This is a genomic window from Halomonas sp. E14 (genome assembly GCF_052568415.1).
In genome coordinates this window covers 1,062,627-1,084,855 of record NZ_CP199423.1, presented here as the reverse complement: position 1 = coordinate 1,084,855, position 22,229 = coordinate 1,062,627, and the positions used below count along the sequence as shown (strand labels likewise).

The following is a 22,229-nucleotide window of genomic DNA, read 5'->3' as shown; positions in this document are numbered from 1 at the left end:
GTCGCCTTAGAGGGTAAAGGCGTCTTCCACCAGCTGGCGCTGCTGTTCGGTGTGCACGGACATGTAGCCCGCCGCGGGTGCCGCCGATGCCGGGCGTCCGGCAAACTTCAGGCTGCCGCCCAGGCCGCTCTTGAGCATGTCGGCCACGGCACGCATGTGATGCTGGCTCGGGTACCAGGCACCCTGGTTGAGCGGCTCCTCCTGACACCACACCACGGTCTCGAGGTTGTCGTACTCCTTGAGCGCCTCGAAGAGCTCTTCCTTCGGGAAGGGGTACAGCTGCTCGATACGCACGATGGCGGTATCCTCGCAGGCGTTCTCCTCACGCCACGCGGCGAGGTCGTAGTAGACCTTGCCGGCGCACATGACGACCCGCTTGACTCGCTTGGCCTCGAGGTTGCCCTGGTCCGGCAGCACCATCTGGAAGTGGCCGTTGGCCAGGTCGTCGAGGCTGGAAATCGCCTCCTTGTGGCGCAGCAGGCTCTTGGGCGACATCACCACCAGCGGCTTGCGCAACGGGCGGATTACCTGGCGGCGCAGAAGGTGGAAGATCTGCGCCGGGGTGGTCGGCACGCAGACCTGCATGTTGTGCTCGGCGCACAGCTGCAGGAAGCGCTCCAGGCGCGCGGAAGAGTGTTCCGGCCCCTGCCCTTCGTAGCCGTGGGGCAGCAACATGGTCAGGCCGCACAGCCGCCCCCACTTGGTCTCGCCGGAAGAGATGAACTGGTCGACCACCACCTGGGCGCCGTTGAAGAAGTCGCCGAACTGCGCCTCCCAGATCACCAGATCGTTGGGCGCCGTGGTGGCATAGCCATACTCGAACGCCAGCACCGCTTCCTCGGAGAGGAAGGAGTCGTGGATGGTGAAGCGCGGCTGGCCATCGGCCATGTGCTGCAGCGGCACGTAGGTGCTGCCGTCCTTCTGGTTGTGCACCACGGCATGGCGGTGGGAGAAGGTGCCGCGGCCCACGTCCTGGCCGGTGATGCGCACCGGATGCCCTTCATCGAGCAGGGTGGCGTAGGCCAGGGTCTCGGCGAAGCCCCAGTTCAAGGCCAGTCCGCCGGCCTGCATCTTGCGACGGTCCTCGTAGATCTTGGCGACCTGACGCTGGACCTCGACTCCGTCGGGAATGTCGCACATCTTCGCAGCGAGCCGCTGCAGGCGCTTCATCTCGACGCCGGTGTCGGCATGACCGCTCCACTCGTGGCCGAGGTAAGGCTTCCAGTCGACGAACAGCGAGGTGTTGGGCTCCTGCACCAGGGCGTTGGCGACATGGTTGCCGGCCATGAGATCCTCGCGATAGGTCTCGACCATCGCCTGGGTCTCCTCCTCGCTCACCACGCCCTGCTCCACCAGACGCTGGGCATAGAGGGTGCGTGAAGAGGGGTGATCCTTGATCTTCTGGTACATCATCGGCTGGGTGCCGGAGGGCTCGTCGGCCTCGTTGTGGCCGCGACGACGATAGCAGACCAGGTCGATGACCACGTCCTTGCGGAACTGCTGGCGGAAGTCCAGCGCCACCTGGGTGGCATGCAGCACCGCATCCGGGTCGTCACCGTTGACGTGGAAGATCGGCGCCTGAACCATCTTGGCGATGTCGGTGCAGTACTCGGTGGAGCGCGTGTCCTGCGGATTCGAGGTGGTGAAGCCGACCTGGTTGTTGATCACCACATGGATCGTGCCACCGGTCCTGTAGGCACGGGTCTGGGACATCTGGAATGTCTCCATGACCACGCCCTGGCCGGCGAAGGCGGCATCGCCGTGGATGTTGATCGGCAGTACCTTGGTGCCTTCGAAGTCGTCGCGGCGATCCTGGCGAGCCCGCACCGAACCTTCGACCACCGGGGAGACAATCTCCAGGTGCGAGGGGTTGAAGGCCAGCGCCAGGTGCACCTCGCCGCCAGGCGTCATCACGTTGGAGCTGAAGCCCTGGTGGTACTTGACGTCGCCGGAACCGCGCTCAATCAGCTTCTTGCCGTCGAACTCGTCGATCAGCTCAGACGGATTCTTGCCGAGGATATTCACCAGCAGGTTGAGGCGGCCACGGTGGGCCATGCCGATGACCACTTCCTTGACCCCGTACCCCCCCGCGCGCTGAATGATCTCGTCCATCATCGGTATGAACGATTCGCCGCCCTCGAGGCCGAAGCGCTTGGTGCCGGGGTACTTGGAGGCCAGATAGTTCTCCAGGCCTTCCGCCGCGGTCAGGCGCTCCAGCAGGTGCTTGCGCACCTCGTCGCTGAACTTGGGAGCCGAGCGCACCGACTCGAAGCGCTGCTGCAGCCAGCGTTTCTCCTCGGTATCGACGATGTGCATGATCTCGCAGCCGATGGAGCGGCAGTAGGTCTGCTCCAGGGCGTCAACGATCTCGCGCAGCGGCGCCTTGTCCATTCCCAGAAAGAAAGAGCCGGTCTGGAACTCGGTATCCAGATCGGCCTTGGAAAGCTGGTGGAAGGAGAGGTCGAGGTCAGGCACCGAGGCCTGGCTGCGCAGCTTGAGCGGATCGATATCGGCCTTCTGATGGCCCCGGAAGCGGTAGGCGTTGATCAGCTGCAACACCTTGACTTGCTTTCGGTTTTCATCGCTGTCGGCGGAGGCTGCCGTGGCAGTCCGGCGTGCACGAGCCAACTGTTGGAACTGCTCGCGCACAGGACTGAGGGGGACATCGTGGGCGGCACCGCCTTCGACGCCGGGCAGCTGGTCGAAGTACGTTCGCCACTCGTCGGGCACGGTACTTGGGTCGTCGAGGTACTGCTCGTAGAGCGCTTCCACATAGTGAACGTTGCTGCCGCTCACATGGGAGCTGTTCCACATCAACTCCATTATGCCTTGTTGCATCTCTCGGTCACCCTACACTGATGGGGTGTTGTCGGCGCCGTCACGGGCCAGCCGCGGCGGCTTGGCTGATGCCCTGCCGGGAGGGGGCGTCTTCATTACCCGGCGAATCCGACCGTCGGCCAGAAACCTGGAAATCCATGGTCGAGAGCCGGCGCCCAAGGCACCGGCTCTCTTTATGCTTGGCATGCGTAACATGCTTGACGCTTCCAACCGCGACAGCGCGTCGCGGCCAGAAGCCGGCTGCCATGATAGCAAGCCCCGCGCCACGATTTAAGTGGCATTGGCCAGCAGCATGTCACGGATCTTGCCGATGGCCCGCGTCGGGTTGAGCCCCTTGGGGCAGACGGCGACGCAGTTCATGATGCCGCGGCAGCGGAACACGCTGAACGGATCCTCCAGCTCGGCCAGGCGCTCGCGTGTCGCGGTGTCGCGCGAATCGGCCAGGAAGCGGTAGGACTGCAGCAGACCGGCCGGGCCGACGAACTTGTCCGGATTCCACCAGAACGACGGGCACGAGGTCGAGCAGCAGGCGCACAGGATACATTCGTAGAGCCCGTCGAGCTTGTCGCGGTCCTCCGGCGACTGCAGGCGTTCGATGGCCGGCGCCGGGGTGTCGTTCTGCAGGTACGGCTGGATGCGCTCGTACTGCTTGTAGAACAGCCCCATGTCGACTGCCAGGTCGCGCACCACCGGCAGGCCCGGCAGCGGGCGCAGCACCAGCTTGTTGTCCTTGACCACGTCGGACAGCGAGGTGATGCAGGCCAGGCCGTTCTTGCCGTTCATGTTCATGCCGTCGGAGCCGCACACGCCCTCGCGGCAGCTGCGACGGAAGGCCAGGGTCGTGTCCTGGGCCTTGAGCATCTCCAGCACGTTCAGCACCATCAGGTCACGGCCCTGGGTGTCGAGCTGGTACTCCTGCATGTAGGGCGCGGAGTCGGTTTCCGGGTTGTAGCGGTAAATGGATACCTGAAGCATCTCGTGACTCCCCTCAGTAGGTACGGACTTTCGGCTCGAAGGTGGCGACGGTCTTCGGCTTGAAGTTGACGTCACGCTTGCCGACACGCTTCTCGGCCGGGAAGTACATGGAGTGCTTCAGCCAGTTGGCGTCGTCGCGATCCGGGTAGTCGTAGCGCGAATGGGCGCCGCGGCTCTCCTTGCGCTCCAGAGCGGCGATGGCGGTAGCTTCGGCCACTTCCATCAGGTTGTCGAGCTCAAGCGCCTCGACGCGGGCGGTATTGAAGGCACCGGACTTGTCGACCAGGTGCGCCTCGCCGATGCGACCGCGCAGGTCGGCCAGCTTCTTGACGCCTTCCTGCATGTGATCCTCCTGGCGGAACACGCCGAAGGCGTTCTGCATGATGCTCTGCAGCTCGGTCTTGAGCGCCGCCACGGATTCGCCACCCTTGGACTCGTTCCAGCGGGTCATGCGCTGCATGGCCGCCTCGACGTCGGACTCGGAGGCCGCCAGGTAATCGATGCCTTCGTTGAGTGCGCCTTCGATGAACATGCCGGAAGCGCGGCCGAACACCACCAGGTCGAGCAGCGAGTTGCCGCCCAGGCGGTTGGCTCCATGCACCGATACACAGGCTGCTTCGCCGCAGGCGAAAAGGCCGTTGACGATGCGGTCGTTGCCGTCGGCGTCCTGCATGATCGCCTGGCCATGCACGTTGGTCGGAATACCGCCCATCATGTAGTGACAGGTCGGCACGACCGGGATCGGCGCCTTGACCGGGTCGGCGTGGGCGAAGATCTTGGACAGCTCGCTGATGCCGGGCAGGCGCTTGTTAAGCACCTCTTCGCCCAGATGGTCGAGCTTGAGGTAGACGTGGTCGCCCTTCTCGCCGCAGCCGCGGCCCTCGAGGATCTCCATGACCATGGAACGCGCCACCACGTCGCGGCCGGCGAGGTCCTTGGCGTTGGGCGCATAGCGCTCCATGAAGCGCTCGCCGTCCTTGTTGACCAGGTAGCCGCCTTCCCCACGGCAGCCTTCGGTGACCAGCACGCCGGCGCCGTAGATACCGGTCGGGTGGAACTGCCACATCTCCATGTCCTGCATCGGGAAGCCGGCGCGCAGCGCCATACCGATGCCGTCACCAGTATTGATCAACGCATTGGTGGTGGAGGCGTAGATGCGGCCAGCGCCGCCGGTGGCGAGCACCGTGGCCTTGGACTGAACGTGCACCACCTCACCGGTCTCGATGCACATGGCGATGCAGCCGACCACGTCGCCGTTGGCATTCTTGACCAGGTCCACCGCGAACCACTCGTTGAGGAACACGGTGTTGTTCTTCAGGTTGTTCTGGTAAAGGGTGTGCAGCAGGGCGTGACCGGTACGGTCGGCCGCGGCACAGGTACGCGCCGCCTGGCCGCCTTCGCCGAAGTTCTTCGACTGGCCGCCGAACGGGCGCTGATAGATACGGCCGTTATCGAAACGCGAGAATGGCAGCCCCATGTGCTCCAGCTCGAACACGGCCTTGGGGCCCTCGGAGCACATGTACTCGGCGGCGTCCTGGTCGGTGATGTAGTCACCGCCCTTGACCGTGTCGTACATGTGCCAGCGCCAGTCGTCGTTGGGGTCGGCCGAGGCGATGGCGCAGGTGATGCCGCCCTGGGCGGACACGGTGTGCGAGCGCGTCGGAAAGACCTTGGAGAGCACGGCGGTCTTCTTGCCGGACTTGGCCAGCTCTAGCGCGGCCCGCAGACCGGAGCCGCCACCGCCGATGATGATGGCGTCGTAGGACAAGGTACGCATGGTAGGCATGAATCAGGCTCCCCAAAGAACAATGATGCCCCAAACCAGGAACACGAAGATGGCCAGGATGATGACGACCTGGGCGCCGATACGCTGGCCGGTCGACTTGAGGTAGTCGGTGGTCACGGTCCACAGACCCACCCAGGCATGGGCGACGAGGGAGATAATCGCCAGCAGCGAGAAGATGCGCATCCAGGTCTGGGCAAACAGGTTGCTCCAGGTGATGTAGTCGAGGCCCGGATTGAAGAGCAGGTACGCGACGATGAAAACCGTGTAGAGCGCGAGAATGACCGCCGTTACGCGCTGGATCAGCCAGTCGGAGAGGCCGCTGCGACCCAGATTGGTGATGTTGGTTACCATACCCAGACTCCCGCCAGAATGATCAGAACGGCACTCGCCACCACGGTGATCTGCGCCTTCTTGGTGCCCCCTTCCAGGGTCACGCCATAACCGGCGTCCATCAGCATATGGGTGATGCCGGCCACAAAGTGAAACGCCAGAGAGGACAGCAGACCCCAGGCGATCAGTTTGGCCAGGACATTGTTGGCCAGCGTATCGCGGACGGCGATGAAGCCTTCCGGTGACGACAGCGACTTGTCGAGGGCCCAGAAGGCAAAGATGAGGCCCACGAAAAGAATGACGCCGCTGATCCGATGAGCGATCGACGTAAGGGCGGGTAGCGGAAACTGTATCGTGGTGAGGTCTAGGTTGACGGGTCGTTTGCTATTCACGGCTCTATACACACTCTCTTGGCTCGCTCTTGCAGTGGGACCAGGCTCAAGCGGGCGGTGGTTTGAGGTAGGGGGCTCGCCGCTGCCGGGACGGGCATGACAACGAGTACCTGCCAGTCGCGCGGAGTGGATTATAGGGATATGAACACCCAGTGACAAATACACTCCGGCGGAACTCGACCATGGTTCAAGCTGCTGCTGCCCTTGGCGATTGCACGCCGGAAACGGCCGCCTCGCCGCATCGCGCCGCCTTCAGACGGGACTGATGCAAAGCACCATTATCTATACAAAGCTTGTATTGTATAGGAAATCCCGCACAACAAAGCAGTCACTTATGCCTAATTGACAATCCCGGGAACGCTTCTATAGTGGGCGAACCTTTTTCGCCGACCAACCCGTCCAACAGGGTTTGCGAAAGAACAGGTTAACGATCAATTCGACTTCGAGAGGAGGCCAGAATGGCTGACAGGAAAGCGACACTGACGGTAGACGGCCTGGAGAAAACCATCGAATTGCCAGTCTACTCAGGCACCCTCGGGCCTGACGTGGTCGATGTACGCGGCCTTGGCGCCGAAGGCCTGTTCACCTACGACCCGGGCTTCATGGCCACCTCCTCCTGCCAGTCGGCGATCACCTATATCGACGGCGCCAAGGGAGTGCTGCTGCATCGCGGCTACCCGATCGACCAGCTGGCCAAGGAATCCAACTTCGTCGAGCTGTGCTACACGCTGCTGTTCGGCGAACTGCCCAACGACGAGCAGTACGCCGACTTCGAGTCACGGGTCCGCAACCACACTATGGTGCACGACCAGATCAACAACTTCTTCAAGGGCTTCCGTCGCGACGCCCATCCGATGTCGATCCTGTGCGGCGTGGTCGGCGGCCTGGCGGCCTTCTATCACGACCACATGGATATCACGGTGGAAGAGGATCGCGTTATCAGCGCGATTCGCCTGGTCGCCAAGATGCCGACCATTGCGGCCATGTCCTACAAGTACAATGTGGGCCAGCCGTTCAACTATCCGCGCAATGACCTGAACTATGCAGAGAACTTCCTCTACATGATGTTCAGCACCCCGTGCGATGAATATAAGGTCAACCCGGTCTACGCCAAGGCAATGGATCGGATCTTCATGCTGCATGCCGATCATGAGCAGAACGCCTCGACCTCCACGGTGCGCCTGGCAGGCTCCACCGGCGCCAACCCCTTCGCCTGCATCAGCGCCGGCATCGCTGCGCTGTGGGGCCCGGCCCACGGCGGCGCCAACGAAGCGGTGCTGAAGATGCTCGACGAGATCGGCGATGATTCCGAAGAGAACATCCAGCGCTTCATCGACAAGGCCAAGGACAAGGACGACCCGTTCAAGCTGATGGGCTTCGGCCACCGCGTCTACCGCAACTTCGATCCGCGCGCCAAGGTGATGAAGGAGACCTGTGACGAGGTGCTGGCAGAGCTGGGTATCGACGATCCGCAGCTGAAGATCGCCAAGCGCCTGGAGCAGATCGCGCTGGAAGATGAATACTTCATCGAGCGCAAGCTGTATCCGAACGTCGACTTCTATTCAGGCATCATCCTCAAGGCCATGGGCATTCCGACCAATATGTTCACGGTGATCTTCGCCGTGTCGCGCACCATCGGCTGGATCTCCCATTGGCACGAGATGCTGTCCAACGACTACAAGATCGGTCGCCCGCGTCAGCTCTACACCGGCCACCCGCAGCGCGACTATCCTGCCAAGTAAGCCGGCAGCCGCGACCCTAGCGGGGCGCCATGTCATGAAGCCGCCTTCGGGCGGCTTCATGCGTCTTGGCCTCGGCGCACTGGCGCCCTCCTCCCGCTCCGCATGCAGCATCACCTATGAAGAGGAAGCACCAATGAGCAACGCCGCTATCACCGTCGCCTTTATCGGGCTTGGCGTCATGGGCTCTCCCATGGCCGGCCACCTGGCCCGCGCAGGGCTTAACGTACGCGTCTACAACCGCACCGAGACCAAAGCCAAATCCTGGGTCGCGGAGCATGGCGGCAGCCATCACACCACGCCGAGGGAGGCCGCCCAGGGCGCCGATCTCGTGCTGGTCTGTGTCGGCAACGACGATGATGTGCGCCACGTCACCACGGGGAGTGACGGAGCGCTTCTCGGCATGCACGAAGGCAGCCTGCTGGTCGACCACACCACGGCCTCCTGCGACCTGGCCGCTGAACTGGACGCCGCCTGCCGCGCGCGCGGCATCGGCTTCCTCGACGCTCCCGTGTCCGGCGGCCAGCAGGGCGCGGAAAATGGCACCCTCACGGTCATGTGCGGCGGCACCGAGGCGGACTTTACCAGGGCCGAAGCCACGCTTCGCTGCTATGCCAAGGCGGTCACGCTCATGGGTCCGGCCGGCAGCGGGCAATTGACGAAGATGGTCAATCAGATCTGCATCGCCGGCTTGGTGCAGGGCCTCGCCGAAGGACTGCATTTCGCCGAACAGGCCGGGCTCGACCAGCAGCGGGTCATCGACGTGATCTCCAAGGGCGCTGCCGGCTCCTGGCAAATGGAGAACCGCCACAAGACAATGATCGCCGATGAGTACGAGCACGGCTTCGCCGTCGACTGGATGCGCAAGGATCTTGGCATCTGCCTAGAGCAGGCTCGGCGGCTCCAGGCCCGGCTTCCGGTCACTGCGCTGGTCGATCAGTTCTATGGTGATGTCCAGTCCTTGGGCGGAGGGCGCTGGGACACGTCAGCTCTGCTCAAGCGGCTGCGCGCGATCGGATGACGCACTCGGGGTGCTGCGCACCGCGCCGCACCCCGTTACGTAAAGCATCAAAAATCTCACCTCGCCCGCTTGACATACGCCATTTTTCACGTTGCCGGCGCCCCATCTCAGGCCGCCCAGCGTTTTCCACACATTCTGTGGATAACCCTGTTAAAAACCCTCCTATAACCCCATCGAATCGGCATGATCAGGGGCCCGGGCTTAGATTGGTCATTTTTTGACCAATTTTAGTGCATTGATTTAAATAGATTTTTTGCAGATGCGAGGGCGCAAGCCGTCAGCCAGGCGATTACCCACAGCCAGGCGGGGCCAGCACTGAACAAGTGGACAAGTCAACCTCTAAACACTGAAAAAACCAGTGCTTTGGCACGAAGAACGCAACAGGAAACCATCCGCACGGATGTTCCGGGCAGGGGCTCAGGCGAAATATCAGAAGAGAATACTGATAGAGATCTTGCAGAAATTGAGAGCTAGAAGTGGCGTCCCATAGGGGGTTCGAACCCCTGTTCCCGCCGTGAAAGGGCGGTGTCCTAGACCACTAGACGAATGGGACGCAAGTCTCTTGACGAGAAATGGTGGAGCCTAGCGGGATCGAACCGCTGACCTCGACACTGCCAGTGTCGCGCTCTCCCAGCTGAGCTAAGGCCCCACATGTCGCGAAGACGAGGCGTATAGTACTGATTCGCCTCGCCTCCGTCAACACCTATTCCGCTTCTCAGCTCGGGTCCATGAAGCCTCCGCAGTTGGAACAGAGGCAACCAGGCCAGTGACACGACGAAGCCAGGGACACGATGGCAGAGCCGCGAAACGAGAGGCCTTAGGCCAGCTCGCGGAACTCCTTCTCGAAGCGCTTGGCCTGCTTTTTCGAGACACCACCCAGCACCTCGATGGCATGTCGCAGCCTGGCCCGGGTTACGTCGGAACCGAGTATGGCCATGGCATCCATGACGGAAGTGCTCGACGCCGAACCGGTGATCGCGATAAACACTGGCGCAAGGAAGTCCTTCATCTTCAGCTCGAAGTGCCCAGCAAGCGCCTTCACCTCTTCCAGCAGCAGCGTCTTGTCCCAGGCGGGCACGGCCTCGAAGCGCCAGACCAGGAACTGCAGCAGCCTAACGAGCTCCTCGCGGTCCAGCTTGACGCCGTCGAAGTCCTCGTCCTTGAGTGCCGGCAAGCCAGAAAAGAAGTGGCTTGCCAGGGGCGCGACCTGAGAGAGCGTCTCCACCCGTGTCCTCACCTGCGGCAGGATCTCGCGGAGGTACTCCTCGTTGAAGGCCCATGTCATCAGGGCCTTGAGGAAAGCCTGATCATCCAGATCCTCGCGGATATAAAGCCCATTGAGCCAGGTGAGCTTCTCGAGATCGAACACCGGACCGCCCAGCGACACACGCTGGATATCGAAGTGGGTCATCATCTCGTCGAGGCTGAACTTCTCGCGCTCATCGGGCATTGACCAGCCCATGCGGCCCAGGTAGTTGATCACCGCCTGGGGCAGGAAGCCCATGCGCCGGTAATAGTTGATAGAGGTCGGGTTCTTGCGCTTGGAAAGCTTTGACTTGTCGGGGTTGCGCAGCAGCGGCATGTGGCAGAGCACTGGCATCTGCCAGCCGAAGTAGTCATAAAGAAGCTGATGCTTGGGTGCCGAGTTGATCCACTCCTCACCGCGCAGCACATGGGTGATGCCCATGAGGTGATCGTCGACGACGTTTGCCAGGTGATAGGTGGGCATGCCATCCGACTTGAGCAGGATCTGCGCATCCACCTGCGCCCAATCCACCTCGATGGGACCGCGCAGCATGTCATCGATGACACAGGTTCCGACGCTCGGCACCTTCATGCGCACGACATAGGGCCAGCCCTCCCGCTCGCGGCGGGCACGCTCGTCCTCCGGCAGCGCCAGGTCGGCAGGCTTGAGCGCCAGGTGCATACCGGCCGCCTTGCGGGCCTCGCGCAGCTCGTCGAGTTCCTCGCTGGTGCGGTAGCACCGGAAGGCGTGCCCAGCCTCGATCAGCCTGCGTGCATGCTCAGCATAGATCTCGCCGCGCTCGCTCTGCCGGTAAGGCCCGTGCGGACCGCCCACGTCCGGCCCCTCGTCCCACTCGAGACCCAGCCAGCGCAGCGAATCGAGAATCATCTGCTCGGATTCCGACGTTGAACGAACCCGGTCGGTGTCCTCGATACGAAGGATGAACTGCCCGCCGTGCTGTCGTGCGAAGCAGAGATTGAACAGCGCGATATAAGCCGTGCCGACGTGGGGATCGCCGGTCGGCGATGGCGCGATACGGGTACGTACGGTCATGTCGTCCTTATCCGTTGTGGATGGCATGACGGCATTATACGCACCTGCCGAGAGTCCGACAGCCGCGCTCGGCATATGCCCCCACACCTATCAGGCGCTGCGGCGAGCCCCCAGACAGGCCGAAACATCTACAAAAGGATTTTTAACGTTGATTGCCGAATTTGCACAGACCGCAAAGGTACATGACCATTCTCACTCTTACTCTGATCTTGTCTGGCAGGCTGAAAGATGGAATCCCTGGGTAATCGAATCAAGCGACTCCGCTTGCAGGCCAAGCTGAACAAGGCCGCTCTGGCCAGACAGGTCGGCGTTTCGGATGTCACCGTTTCCTATTGGGAGTCGGGCGCGATCAAGCAGATCGGTCACGAGCGTTTGCTGGCACTAGCCGGCGCACTGGGCTGTTCCCTGCAGGCGCTGCTCGACGACGCCCCCCGGCCAGCAACCGGCATCCTCGTGCTGGAAAGCACCCCGCCCGTGCCTTGGCTGAACCTTGGCGCGCACTCTGCCAACCTGGATCAGGCCTTGCCTCCCGGAACCCACTGGCAGGGAGAATGGTATCTGGTCACGCCCGCCCCTGGGGTGCATTTCGACTACCTCGAGAGAGGAGACCTGGCAGCCTTTGGCGCTACCGAAGCGTTCGAGGCGCCCGGGCACTACCTGATTGAAGACGACACCCTGTTCATCGGCAGGCTCGAGCAGAGCATCAGCGGCAAGCTGCTGTGCCAACGTTCCGGCCGGCTGGGTGACGTTCCGCAGCCGCTTGGCAACCAGGCCCGGGTGGTGGGCAAGCTGCTGGCCCGGTGGCGGTCTACCCTGGCCTGAGTCGGCGCCTTCAATCAACTTGCAGCACCTCGACGCGATCGCTGGTACGGCGTGGCTCGCTGCCGATCAGCAAACGATGGGAATAAGCAATGGTCTGACCCAACCCATGCCGCGAGGTCTGAACCAAGGGACCGGCCAGATACTGCCCCTGTTCACCGATACGCTCGCGAACACCGGCAGGCTGCACATTGGCCTCAGTCAACAGCACATTGATGGTATAGCCGCCATCAGGCAGGCCGCTGCCCGGGCCGAAAGGTCCTGCGTTGAAGCCACCCTGCTGCACGCTGGTGCGCGACTGCCAGCGCACGCCGCTGAGTTCACGCTCGACGACGATACGCAGCAGCGCGCCATCCGGCAGGTTGGTCTCGCCCTCCACCATCAACCGTCTGTCGGGGCGCAGCGAGGCCGAAGCCTCGACCTCCACCTCAAGCGGGTCGACGGGCGCCACCTCGGCGACCGGCGGCTCGGCTTCGTCTGGCGGCGGCGCCTCAACGCCTTGCGGCTCCTGCAGCGCTCCGTTGGTCGCCTCATCCCCATTGTCATCCCCGCCACAGCCCGCCAGCAGCAGCATGATACCTCCCGCATAGACCAGTCGACGGCGTGTCTTCATGGGCATCCTCCAGACGATTCGTGCCTTTCTAGACTACCATCGCGGCGGTCAGTTCGTCCTGCCGGTCAACGGGAAAGGGCTTGCCGGCACTTTGCGTCTCAGGCAATGGGGCGATTCCGACTAACTGTGCTGGGAAAAGATGTAGGGGTAATGCCAGTCTTCATAGGGCACGCAGGCCGATACCTGGACTTCCAGGAAGGTCATGCGCGACGTGATCTCACCGCACTCCTGCAGGGTGAAAAAAGGCCCGACCTCCTTAACCTCACCGCGCTCCTTGAAGGTGAAGCGATACAGCGTCGGCGGCAGGCCTTCATGCTGGGCCATACGGTCCGCGTAGGTATCCAACATGTCCACTGCCGTGCTGAAGACATTACACAGGTTGGCGTAGCGGCTGAGCATTTCGGCTGAGACGGGCATGGCGTCGGAGCTCTGCTGCAGGAACTCCCCCATGAGGCAATAGAGCTTCTTGTTCTCCAGGATGCCCTGTGACAAGTCAAAGAGATAGCTATGGTTGACCACGAGCTCGGCTACACCAGCGGTGTAGGCAAGCCGGGCTTGCTGATATTGCGCCTGCCTTGGCTCCTGCCCCTGCCCTTCTGCGACCCGAATGGCAGAATGCAAGGGCCACAGCGCATTTCCCAACGCAAACGTCATGAAGAGTAACAAAGCGAACGCCGGCGCCTTGCGCTCGAGCATTCCTAGCCTTTTTTTCCAATTCATCCTGAACATGTCCCTTCCTCCTGCGCTAGCTATTCTTAGATGTTGAATTCGACTCCTCGATAAAACCGGCGCGCAGCTCATTGCTGCACCCAGCGGGCACAGCGAGAGATGCGATTCAGCAGCAACCTGCCACCGTCATGACGGTCGATGACAGCTCATCATGTGCACAGCGTGCTCCCTGGCGACTGCGCCCCGATGGGGTGGCATGAAGGTAATAGCAATGCGCCCCTCACGGCGGCAAGGTGACCGAAGCGGCCGGCCGTGAATGACGGGAAGCATTGAATGACTGCCCAAGGGCAAGAACCGGACAGCACAGCGCAAGGGCCATGAGAAAGCCCGACGCTCGTCGGGCTTCGATCCCAAGTCCTTTTGCCTGCCATGAACCTCATGTTCATGCATCCCTGGATGGGCTGGTCGTCCTGACCCGCTTCCTTGCAAGAGCGTCCGTGCTCCTCGGCGCCTAAAGTGACATTTCACTACAAATGACGAATTAACATGCGTTAACAAAACTGTAGGAAATTAGCTATTTATTTGTAAGAAATAACCTACAAGCGCCGCCCGGCCGCCTCTGCCCAAGGAAGCTGGCCTGTTAAACGCGGGAGGCGACGGTCTAACGCAGCCGCCGGCAGGCTGGTAAAATGCGCGACCACTCCCAACCCGTGATACCGATGCGTCAGCTCGACCGTACCTTTTCCGTAGCCCCGATGATGGATCGGAGTTCACCTTAGATATCACGCGGCTTTCAGCCCTTTAGTGCCAAAAAAGTACCAACACATCCTAGCAATCCACCCCTAGACTCCCGCCGGCACGAGCTGAGCAACTGATAGAGCACGATGAATGAATGACGCGCATGTATTACGCGCGCATGCATGGGCGCGTGGTTGGCCTATCGCCAAAATTGGTGGGGGGTCCGGAAAAGGGTAAGAAAGGTAATGAACTTCACAAACAAATCGTAAGTAATTGAATTATAAATAAAATATAGCATTTCAAAAAGGTAATAAAAAGGTAATGATGAGGTAATGCCATTACCCCTGCCTTGGGTGATTTTGGGCTATAAAGAAACCATTATTTTTCAGTCACTTAGAAATCCATTACCTTTTTCATTACCTTTTCTAACCCCTGAGAGGTAATGACAGCCTCTTTTTAGAACAGTGACTTACAGACGCCTTTCACCGACCTAACCGTTATTACCTTTTTCCGAACACCCCCCACCTTCCTGAGAGCCACTCTCATCTCTTCGTGCTTTTCGAAGTCCTGGCAGGTCGTTCAATTTCGCATGATTCCGCAAGACTTCAGGACCAGCTGAAACCGCCAGAGCGCCCAGGATCCGTGCGGCTTCCGCTCCGCTGCATGGGTGCCCAAAAAGCGACAGGTTTAGCGCGCAGGCGGGGCGGGGAGTCGACGGCGCGCCAGGGGGCGTGCTCCGCCTGTCTGGCTGATGGTGTTGGCATGAGAAAGCCGCCCGGTTGGGCGGCTGTTGGAAGAGGTAGGCGCTGGTCATCGGTTGGTGATGATCAGCTCCCCCCGCTGGTCGGTTGCTTCCCGGCCGACGGTGTAGCGGATGCTGGTGGTGTGGATCGTCAGGCCTTCGAAGGCCTCTCGCATCTCCGGCACGTCGTTTACGCTGATGACGACTTGCCCTTTGACCTCGCGTGTCAGGCTGGCCATAAGGTGATACTGCTCGAGCCCGAAGTCGTTGCCGTACCCAGCGGTGCCCCAGTAGGGCGGATCGAGGTAGAAGAGCGTGCCCGGCCGGTCGTAGCGCCGCATACACTCGGCCCAGTCCAGGTGCTCCACCACAGTGCGGGCCAGGCGCAGATGTGCCGTGCTGAGATCTTCCTCAATCCGCATCAGGTTTAGGCGCGGTGGGCTGGTGGCAGAAGTGCCGAAGGTCTGCCCTGCCACCTTGCCACCGAAAGCCAGCTTCTGCAGGTAGAAGAACCGGGCCGCGCGTTGGATGTCGGTCAGGTGGCGAGGATCGATCTGACGTTGGGTGAGGTACTCCTCACGGCTCACCAGCCCCCAGCGGAACTGCCGCACGAGCTCGTCGGGGTGATGCTTGACCACGCGGTACAGGTTGACTAGTTCACCGTGCACGTCGTTGATCACTTCGACCTGGCTAGGGGACTTCATGAAGAATACCGCGGCGCCACCGCAGAAGGGCTCGACGTAGGCGGTGTGCTTCTGGAACAGCGGGATGATCTGCTTGGCCAGGCGTCGCTTGCCTCCCATCCATGGGAGAATCGGTTTCGATTGCATCCTTGATACCTGTTCATTTATCCAGTTTTTGGTTATCCTCTCGTTGTCGGTCAGGGAGTAGGAAGCTCCACAGGATCAGGGACGATTCATGAGCGACAGGCGCTTGCAGCTTTGTCTGCGAGCGCTTTCTTTCAGGTCGGCTCGAGCGAGTACGGTCGGAACCGCACCACCTCTTCCCCCAGGCGATCGTTGATCTCGGTGAAGATGGCCTGCACCGGCTCGAGCTCGTTGGTCACGAACACCCGCGCTGCCTTCTCCACGTCGCCGAAGCCACCGGTATTGTTGGGAATGATGCCCATGAGCTGCGGCGGCGTGCGGTGGCCGGCGAGCTGGTCATCTCGGGTCAGGTTCTTGATCGCGGCGAATTCATCCTTGGCGGCGACTTCCGAGATGGGAATGATCTGGATGCCGTCCTTCTTGCCGTTCGGCGAGTAGAGGAACAGGTTGCGGAAGTTGCCGACGCCCTTGCTCTCCTTCAGAGCGGTGCGCATGGCATCGATGTCTTCCTGGTTCTGCGCCGCGTCCGAGACATACATGATGAAACCGGCGTGAGAGCCGTTGAGGTAGTACTTGCGTCGGAACAGCGTGGCGTTCTCATTGAGGTAAATCGACTGCAGCGCACCCAGGTAGTCCGGCACGCCGTAGACCTCCTGGTTGAGATCCGGCTCGAGCAGGTGGATCACACTGCCGGCGGCGAACTCGCTGCGATCCGACCAGTTGGGCACCCAGAAGTAACGCTCCAGGTCAGCGCCACGACGCACGTACTTGGCCCGGGCCGGACGCAGCTCGAGCAGCTTGCCCAGGCGACCCCAGATCCGTTCGAGGTAGCAATTGCCGAAGACCAGGTAGTCGGTCACCAGCGCGCTGAAGGCCTGCCGGCTGAGCAGCCGATGCGGGATGAATGAACGCACCAGGATGTTGCGCTTCACCTGGATCGCCGATCCGTGGTGCGCCGTGGCGCGATAGGTCTGCGCCAGTGCAGGGAAGTCCACCGGAGGCTCATACCACTCGGTCCCCATCATCCAGCAACCGGTGTAGAAGAAATCGTAGCCATCGATGACCGGTACCGGATCGCCGAAGCTGAAGGCCTCCACTCGGGGCGGTGCCGCTGCGGCCGGCTCCTCGACGCGGTAGGCCGGCACGCGCACCCGGGGCTTCTCAACAAGCGTTTCGCTCATCCGTACATCTCCATCATTGATCGCCCGGTACCGAGGGAAACCGGCCCGTCCAGCGGTTCGTTGTGCAGGGCGTGCATCGTGGCCCACGCCAGATCGGCGTGCCCAGTCTGGCTGTTGCGCCCTGCGGTGTAGGTCAGGTGGCGGCCCGAGGCGGTGAGCTCGCGCCGGATCGCCATGAAGGACTGAGCAAGATCTGCCCAGCCGGCATCGAACTCCAGGCGCCCTTTGTTGATGATCTGCTGGGCCTGCATCACCAGGCGCGCCTTGACCTCGGGCGTGTAGCGGTACCGCGTGACGGTGGGGAAAAACTTGGCGACCAGCTGGGCCACGGCCTCGCCCAGCCCCGAGGTGTCGATGCCGATGAAGGTGACGTTGTAGCGGCGCGTCACGCCGCGGATGAACTCCGCCTGTGCCTCGTAGTCGCGCCCCTTGATGCGGTGCCGTTCGAGTACGCGATGCTTGCCCTCGGCCGTGCGTGGCGGAGCGACGACGACGAGCCCCGCCCCATCGCCTTCCTCGCCATCGCCGGCTGGGTCATAGCCGACCCAGACCGGAAACTCCCCATAGGGCCGCGGTGCGAACGGCTTGATGTCCCGCCATACGTCCCAGCTGTCGACCATGCATTTCTGCATCATGGCCAGCGGGAAGGCGCTCTGGGTGTCGTCCACGAACTCGCACATCAAGAGGTTCGCGAACTCATCGTCGGAGTACTCCAGCCGCAGCTGGTCGATATCGAACAGGTCGCATCCGCCAGCGATCGCATCCTCGATCGTCACGATCTGGCGCCACTGGCCATCCGGACCGCGCGCCCCGCCCTTCAGCGCGGTGTGACTGACATCGATCGTCACCCGCTCGGACTTCTTGCGCCGCTTGTTGAAGCGGTCACCGGTCCAGAACGGATAGGCCTCGTGGGCTACGCTCGAGGGCGTCGAGAAGTAGGTCTGCTTCCAGCGCTTGTGCATGGCCATGCCGCTGGTCACCTTCCGGAACTGCTCGAAGCCGTGGATCCAGAAGTACTCGTCCAAGTACGTGTCGCCGTGATAGCCCTGTGCCGTCTTTGCATTCGTGCCGAGGAAGTGGAGCTCTGCACCGTTGGCCAAGATGATCGGATCACCCTTCAGCTCGACGCCGGTGATCTCCTTCACGAACTGCACGATGTAGTGCCGGAAGATATGCGCTTGGGCCTTGCTGGCTGACATGAAGATCTTGTTCTTGCCGGTCTCCATCGCGTCAGCGATCGCTTCCCTGGCGAAGTACCAAGTGGCCCCAATTTGCCTCGACTTGAGCAGGTTGCGGATCCGCTCATGCTGGCCGGCCCGGTACCAGGCGCGCTGGTAATCGAACAGCGACGCCTCGAAGGCCTCGACGATCTGGATCACCCCCTCGTCGCCCACATCGTTGCGCGCCGGCTTGCGCTTCTCGCCGGCATTGCGCCGCTCGATGTTGGGGTTGAGGTCGGTCTCCTTGCCCGTGCGCTCGTATTTGTGGACCCGGGCCAGGCGCTCGATCTGACGACCGAGCAAATCCAGCTCCTTGAAGTCCTTCCCTTCCTTCCGCTCCTTCCAGATCAGTTGGACCATGCGCGCCTCGAGCGCGCCTTCCACCCGCTGGCTAGGCGAGGCCTCGTCCCAGCCATCGCGCTTCTTCCAGCTGTCGATGGTGGCCCGGGGAATGTCCAGGTGCTCGGCGATACGCGCGATCCGCCAGCCCATCCAGTAGAGGTGCCGGGCGGAGTGGCGCGAAGCGTCGAGATTGTCCAGGTCGGGGGCGGCTGTCGTCATGCGCCCAGCGTACCCGCGCGCGCGAAGCCCATAGCAGCGGGCCTGGTGTAAGTCCCGCCTCACACACCCGCCGCGCGTTGAGCCTCGCCCCACGGGCGCGGAACCTGACGGCACTAGCGCACCGCACCCAGACAACTCCCGCCGAGGACCCCTCATGCCCTGGCATCGCATCGCAACCGAAGGCGCCACCACCGATGGCCGCACCATCAGCGCCGAGTGGCTCACGCAGATGGCCAACAACTTCAATCCGGCGAAATACGGCTGCCGGATCAATCTGGAACACATCAAGGGCGTGTTGCCCGACAGCCCCTTCAAGGCCTACGGCGATGTCACCGCTCTGAAAGTGGAGAAAGACGACGACGGCAAGCTGGCCCTGTTCGCCGAGATCGACCCCACCGACGAACTCAAGGCCATGGTTCAGAAGCGCCAAAAGGTCTACACGTCGATGGAAGTCGACCCCGACTTCGCCGACAGCGGCGAAGCCTACCTGGTGGGCCTGGCCGTCACCGACACTCCCGCCTCGCTCGGCACCTCAATGCTCAAGTTCAGCGCCGAGCAGGGCCAAAACTCCCCGCTGGCCGCTCGCAAGCAGCGCCCAGAGAACCTGTTCTCAGCCGCCATCGAGACCACCCTCGACTTCACCGAAGAGCAGCCGGAAGAGACCGGTGCCAGCCTGCTCGACACCGTGAAGGCGCTGTTCAGCAAACACAGCGGCAAGCACAAGCATGAGCTCGCGGCCTTCCAGGCCGACCTGCAACAGACCCTCGCGCTCTTCGTCGAGAAGCACACCGCGCTCGAAGGCGAGCTGGCCAAGCGTCCCACCGGCGATGCCTTCAGCACCCTGCAAGCCGCTCACGACGAGCTGAAACAGCGCTTCGACGAGCTGTTCACCCGACTCGACAACGAACCCGCCCCCCAGCACCACCGCTCCCGCGCCACCGGCACCGACGGCGGCATGGTCACCGACTGCTAAGGAACCGACCCGCTCATGCGCAACGACACTCGCGTACTGTTCAACCAATTCACCGCCCAGGTGGCCAAGCTCAATGGCGTGCCGGATGCCACCCAGAAGTTCGCCGTGGATCCGACCATCCAGCAGCGCCTTGAGAAGCGTATCCAGGAGTCGAGCGACTTCCTCTCGCGGATCAACATCATCGGCGTTGACGAGCTGAAGGGCGAGAAGCTCGGCCTCGGCATCTCCGGCCCGATCGCCGGGCGTACCGACGTCAGCCAGAAGGACCGCGAGACTCGCGATCTGACTACCCTCGACCCGCACGGCTACGAGTGCCGCTTCACCGAGTTCGACACCCATCTCGGCTACAACAAGATCGATGCCTGGGCCAAGTTCCCCAACTTCCAAGCCATGATCCGCGACGCCATCGTGCGTCAGCAGGCACTGGACCGCATGGCGATCGGCTTCAACGGCACCACCGCCGCGGCCCAGACCAACCGTGCTACCAACCCCATGCTTCAGGACGTGAACATCGGCTGGCTGCAGCAGTACCGCCTGCACGCCGAGGCTCGTGTGATGAAGGCGGGCAACGTCGCCGGCAAGGTGCGTGTGGGCAAGGGCGGCGACTATCTCAACCTCGACGCCCTGGTTTACGACGCCGTGCACAGCCTGATCGAGCCTTGGTATCGCCGCGTGCCGGGCCTGGTCGTGCTGGTCGGTCGCAACCTCATGTCCGACAAGTACTTCCCGCTGATCAACACCGAGCAGCCGCCCAGCGAGCAGATGGCCGCCGACGTGGTCATCAGCCAGCGGCGCATCGGCGGTCAGCAGGGCATGGACGTGCCCTTCTTCCCCGAAAACGCCCTCATGGTCACCACGCTGGATAACCTCTCGATCTACTGGCAGAACGGTGCCCGTCGCCGCCACGTCAGCGAGAACCCCAAGCGCAACCGCATCGAGAACTACGAGAGCTCGAACGACGCCTACGTGGTCGAGGACTTCGGTGCTGGCTGCCTGGTGGAGAACATCGAGCTCGGCGACTTCACCAGCGGGGAGTAAGGAAGCGCCATGACCAGCCCAGCCCGCCGACACTTTCAGCGCGTCACCGCGGCCCTCGCCGCGGCTGACGCCGGCGAACAGCCCATGCAGGGCGACGCCTTTGAACTGATGCAGGCCGCCCTGTTCGAGGACTACCGCCGCCTCAAGGCGACTCAGTCCATGGAACGCAAGGCCGAGATCAAGCGCGAGATCCTGCCCCAGTACGCCGATTACGTTGCCGGCGTGCTCGAGCGGGGTCAGGGCGCCCAGGACGACGTGCTGATGCGCGTCATGCTCTGGCGCATCGACGCCGGCGACCTGGCCGGCGCCGTCGAGATCGCCCGCTACGCCCTCGCCCATGGCCTCAACCCGCCCGACCAGTTCGAGCGTGGCACGGCGGCCGTCATCGCCGAGGAAGTTGCCGACCAGGCACTCAAGCAGCTCGAGTCCGGAAGCAGCGATGCCGCCGCGCTTCTCGACCTGCTCAGCGAAGTGGAAACCCTCTCCGCCGGAGCGGACATGCACGACCAGATCCGCGCCAAGCTCCACAAGTCGCTGGGGTACGCCGCGCGCGACGCCGGCCAGCTCGAGCTGGCCCAGCAGCACCTCACGCGGGCGATCGAACTGAACGAGCGCGTGGGCGTCAAGCGCGACCTCGAGCAGATCGCCCGAGAGATCAAGAAAACCACCACCGAACAGCCCAGCGGCTGACCGAGTCGACCGCCGACGCCAAGGGGGCGCGGCCGGCACCGAAGGTTCCACCTCGAGGTGCAAGCCGCCCACCCCCTTCTTAACCAGGAGAGCCGATGAACAGCTTCGTTTCCACCGGTACCGCCAGCAGTCAGGATCCCGAGGCCATCGCCAACAACGGCTTCTGGCCCGATATCGTGCCGGCGGATTTTCGCGCCCGACACCGCCTGGACGGCACCGTCACCGCCGATCGGCTGGAAGGCGCCCTGCTCGCCGCCGTCGCCACGGTCAACCGCACCCTGCGCGACTGGCAGGCGAGTCAGGTCGCGACCGGCCACGCCACGGTAGCCGAGGTACCGGTGCCGATCTGGCAGGCGCCCGGTGTCTACCTCGGCCTCTACCAGCGCGCCGTCTACTCCATGGCCCACGCCAGCCTGATCGAGCGCTACGCCGACTTCGATGCCACCAACAGCGGCCGGGATCGCGCCGAGCGTCTGGTGGACCCTGCCGAGAGCTATCGCCGCGACGCCGTCTGGGCCATCGCCGAGATCGAAGGCCGGCCGCACAGCACCGTCGAGTTGATCTGATGCCGCGCACCGTCCACGCCCACCAGCACGACACGGTCGACGCCCTCTGCTACCGCCACTTCGGCCGCACCCAGGGCATCACGGAGCAAGTGCTCGAGCTCAACCCCGGCTTGGCCACGCTCGGCCCCGTGCTACCCCAAGGCACCGCGGTGCGCCTACCCGACCTCACACCGACTCCCCAGCGCCCGCCTGCCGTGCAGCTGTGGGACTGA

General features: G+C 62.6%; 19 protein-coding genes and 2 tRNA genes. 8 read left to right on the top strand and 13 right to left on the bottom strand.

The annotated features are described in order from the left end of the window. Positions 1-6 precede the first annotated feature (6 nt). The 5 genes from ACT7B3_RS05025 to sdhC all read right to left on the bottom strand — a co-directional run bounded on the left by ACT7B3_RS05025 (position 7) and on the right by sdhC (position 6,321). Positions 7-2,838 carry a 2-oxoglutarate dehydrogenase E1 component gene (locus tag ACT7B3_RS05025; protein ID WP_445157087.1) on the bottom strand — a complete coding sequence of 944 codons (2,832 nt, stop codon included), beginning with the start codon at positions 2,836-2,838 and terminating at the stop codon, positions 7-9. Between the two features lie 270 nt (positions 2,839-3,108). Next, positions 3,109-3,813, bottom strand: coding sequence for a succinate dehydrogenase iron-sulfur subunit (locus ACT7B3_RS05020; RefSeq protein WP_444678161.1), 705 nt, complete (start codon positions 3,811-3,813; stop codon positions 3,109-3,111). Between the two features lie 13 nt (positions 3,814-3,826). Then, positions 3,827-5,599 (bottom strand): succinate dehydrogenase flavoprotein subunit, encoded by a 1,773-nt coding sequence (gene sdhA / locus ACT7B3_RS05015; protein WP_444678162.1) that lies wholly within the window; start codon positions 5,597-5,599, stop codon positions 3,827-3,829. Between the two features lie 3 nt (positions 5,600-5,602). Next, positions 5,603-5,950 carry a succinate dehydrogenase, hydrophobic membrane anchor protein gene (sdhD, locus tag ACT7B3_RS05010; RefSeq protein ID WP_444678163.1) on the bottom strand — a complete coding sequence of 116 codons (348 nt, stop codon included), beginning with the start codon at positions 5,948-5,950 and terminating at the stop codon, positions 5,603-5,605. After that, positions 5,944-6,321, bottom strand: a complete 378-nt coding sequence (sdhC, locus tag ACT7B3_RS05005) for a succinate dehydrogenase, cytochrome b556 subunit (protein WP_444678164.1) — start codon at positions 6,319-6,321, stop codon at positions 5,944-5,946. Before sdhC ends, sdhD begins: the two co-directional genes overlap by 7 nt. A gap of 458 nt (positions 6,322-6,779) precedes the next feature. Between sdhC and gltA the strand changes: the two genes are divergently transcribed. Further along, positions 6,780-8,063 carry a citrate synthase gene (gene gltA, locus ACT7B3_RS05000; RefSeq protein WP_444678165.1) on the top strand — a complete coding sequence of 428 codons (1,284 nt, stop codon included), beginning with the start codon at positions 6,780-6,782 and terminating at the stop codon, positions 8,061-8,063. A gap of 133 nt (positions 8,064-8,196) precedes the next feature. After that, on the top strand, positions 8,197-9,081 hold the full coding sequence (locus tag ACT7B3_RS04995) for an NAD(P)-dependent oxidoreductase (protein ID WP_445158842.1): 885 nt from the start codon (positions 8,197-8,199) through the stop codon (positions 9,079-9,081). 477 nt (positions 9,082-9,558) lie between these two features. Here ACT7B3_RS04995 and ACT7B3_RS04990 read toward each other — a convergent pair. The 3 genes from ACT7B3_RS04990 to gltX form a co-directional block, all read right to left on the bottom strand. Further along, positions 9,559-9,634, bottom strand: a tRNA-Glu gene (locus tag ACT7B3_RS04990). A gap of 20 nt (positions 9,635-9,654) precedes the next feature. Beyond that, a tRNA-Ala gene (locus ACT7B3_RS04985) sits at positions 9,655-9,730 on the bottom strand. A 168-nt stretch (positions 9,731-9,898) separates the two neighbouring features. Next, complete coding sequence (gene gltX, locus ACT7B3_RS04980; protein WP_445157086.1) at positions 9,899-11,380, bottom strand: glutamate--tRNA ligase; 1,482 nt, start codon at positions 11,378-11,380, stop codon at positions 9,899-9,901. A gap of 228 nt (positions 11,381-11,608) precedes the next feature. On the opposite strand from gltX, the gene ACT7B3_RS04975 reads away from it, so the two are divergent. Then, the gene (locus ACT7B3_RS04975; RefSeq protein ID WP_445157085.1) at positions 11,609-12,202 is read left to right on the top strand and encodes a helix-turn-helix domain-containing protein; all 594 of its coding nucleotides are present in this window, start codon (positions 11,609-11,611) and stop codon (positions 12,200-12,202) included. A gap of 10 nt (positions 12,203-12,212) precedes the next feature. Here the strand turns inward: ACT7B3_RS04975 and ACT7B3_RS04970 are convergent, their stop codons facing one another. The 5 genes from ACT7B3_RS04970 to ACT7B3_RS04950 all read right to left on the bottom strand — a co-directional run bounded on the left by ACT7B3_RS04970 (position 12,213) and on the right by ACT7B3_RS04950 (position 18,750). Next, a complete protein-coding gene (locus tag ACT7B3_RS04970) occupies positions 12,213-12,812 on the bottom strand; it encodes a hypothetical protein (RefSeq protein WP_445157084.1) in 600 nt (199 codons plus the stop codon). A 120-nt stretch (positions 12,813-12,932) separates the two neighbouring features. Next, on the bottom strand, positions 12,933-13,541 hold the full coding sequence (locus ACT7B3_RS04965) for a hypothetical protein (RefSeq protein ID WP_445157083.1): 609 nt from the start codon (positions 13,539-13,541) through the stop codon (positions 12,933-12,935). A 1,488-nt stretch (positions 13,542-15,029) separates the two neighbouring features. Continuing rightward, on the bottom strand, positions 15,030-15,791 hold the full coding sequence (locus ACT7B3_RS04960; RefSeq protein ID WP_445157082.1) for a DNA adenine methylase: 762 nt from the start codon (positions 15,789-15,791) through the stop codon (positions 15,030-15,032). Positions 15,792-15,922: 131 nt separating this feature from the next. Further along, positions 15,923-16,969 (bottom strand): phage portal protein, encoded by a 1,047-nt coding sequence (locus ACT7B3_RS04955; protein ID WP_445157081.1) that lies wholly within the window; start codon positions 16,967-16,969, stop codon positions 15,923-15,925. Further along, complete coding sequence (locus ACT7B3_RS04950) at positions 16,966-18,750, bottom strand: terminase large subunit domain-containing protein (RefSeq protein ID WP_445157080.1); 1,785 nt, start codon at positions 18,748-18,750, stop codon at positions 16,966-16,968. The genes ACT7B3_RS04955 and ACT7B3_RS04950 overlap by 4 nt, the downstream gene beginning before the upstream one ends. Positions 18,751-18,904: 154 nt before the next feature. On the opposite strand from ACT7B3_RS04950, the gene ACT7B3_RS04945 reads away from it, so the two are divergent. The 5 genes from ACT7B3_RS04945 (at position 18,905) to ACT7B3_RS04925 (ending at position 22,229) form a co-directional block, all read left to right on the top strand. Then, positions 18,905-19,723: a GPO family capsid scaffolding protein gene (locus ACT7B3_RS04945; RefSeq protein WP_445157079.1), complete on the top strand. Its 819-nt coding sequence runs from the start codon at positions 18,905-18,907 to the stop codon at positions 19,721-19,723. Positions 19,724-19,738: 15 nt separating this feature from the next. Further along, positions 19,739-20,761 carry a phage major capsid protein, P2 family gene (locus ACT7B3_RS04940; RefSeq protein ID WP_445157078.1) on the top strand — a complete coding sequence of 341 codons (1,023 nt, stop codon included), beginning with the start codon at positions 19,739-19,741 and terminating at the stop codon, positions 20,759-20,761. Between the two features lie 9 nt (positions 20,762-20,770). Next, the gene (gpM, locus tag ACT7B3_RS04935; protein ID WP_445157077.1) at positions 20,771-21,451 is read left to right on the top strand and encodes a phage terminase small subunit; all 681 of its coding nucleotides are present in this window, start codon (positions 20,771-20,773) and stop codon (positions 21,449-21,451) included. Positions 21,452-21,546: 95 nt separating this feature from the next. Further along, complete coding sequence (locus tag ACT7B3_RS04930; RefSeq protein ID WP_445157076.1) at positions 21,547-22,017, top strand: head completion/stabilization protein; 471 nt, start codon at positions 21,547-21,549, stop codon at positions 22,015-22,017. Further along, complete coding sequence (locus ACT7B3_RS04925) at positions 22,017-22,229, top strand: tail protein X (RefSeq protein WP_103970402.1); 213 nt, start codon at positions 22,017-22,019, stop codon at positions 22,227-22,229. The genes ACT7B3_RS04930 and ACT7B3_RS04925 overlap by 1 nt, the downstream gene beginning before the upstream one ends.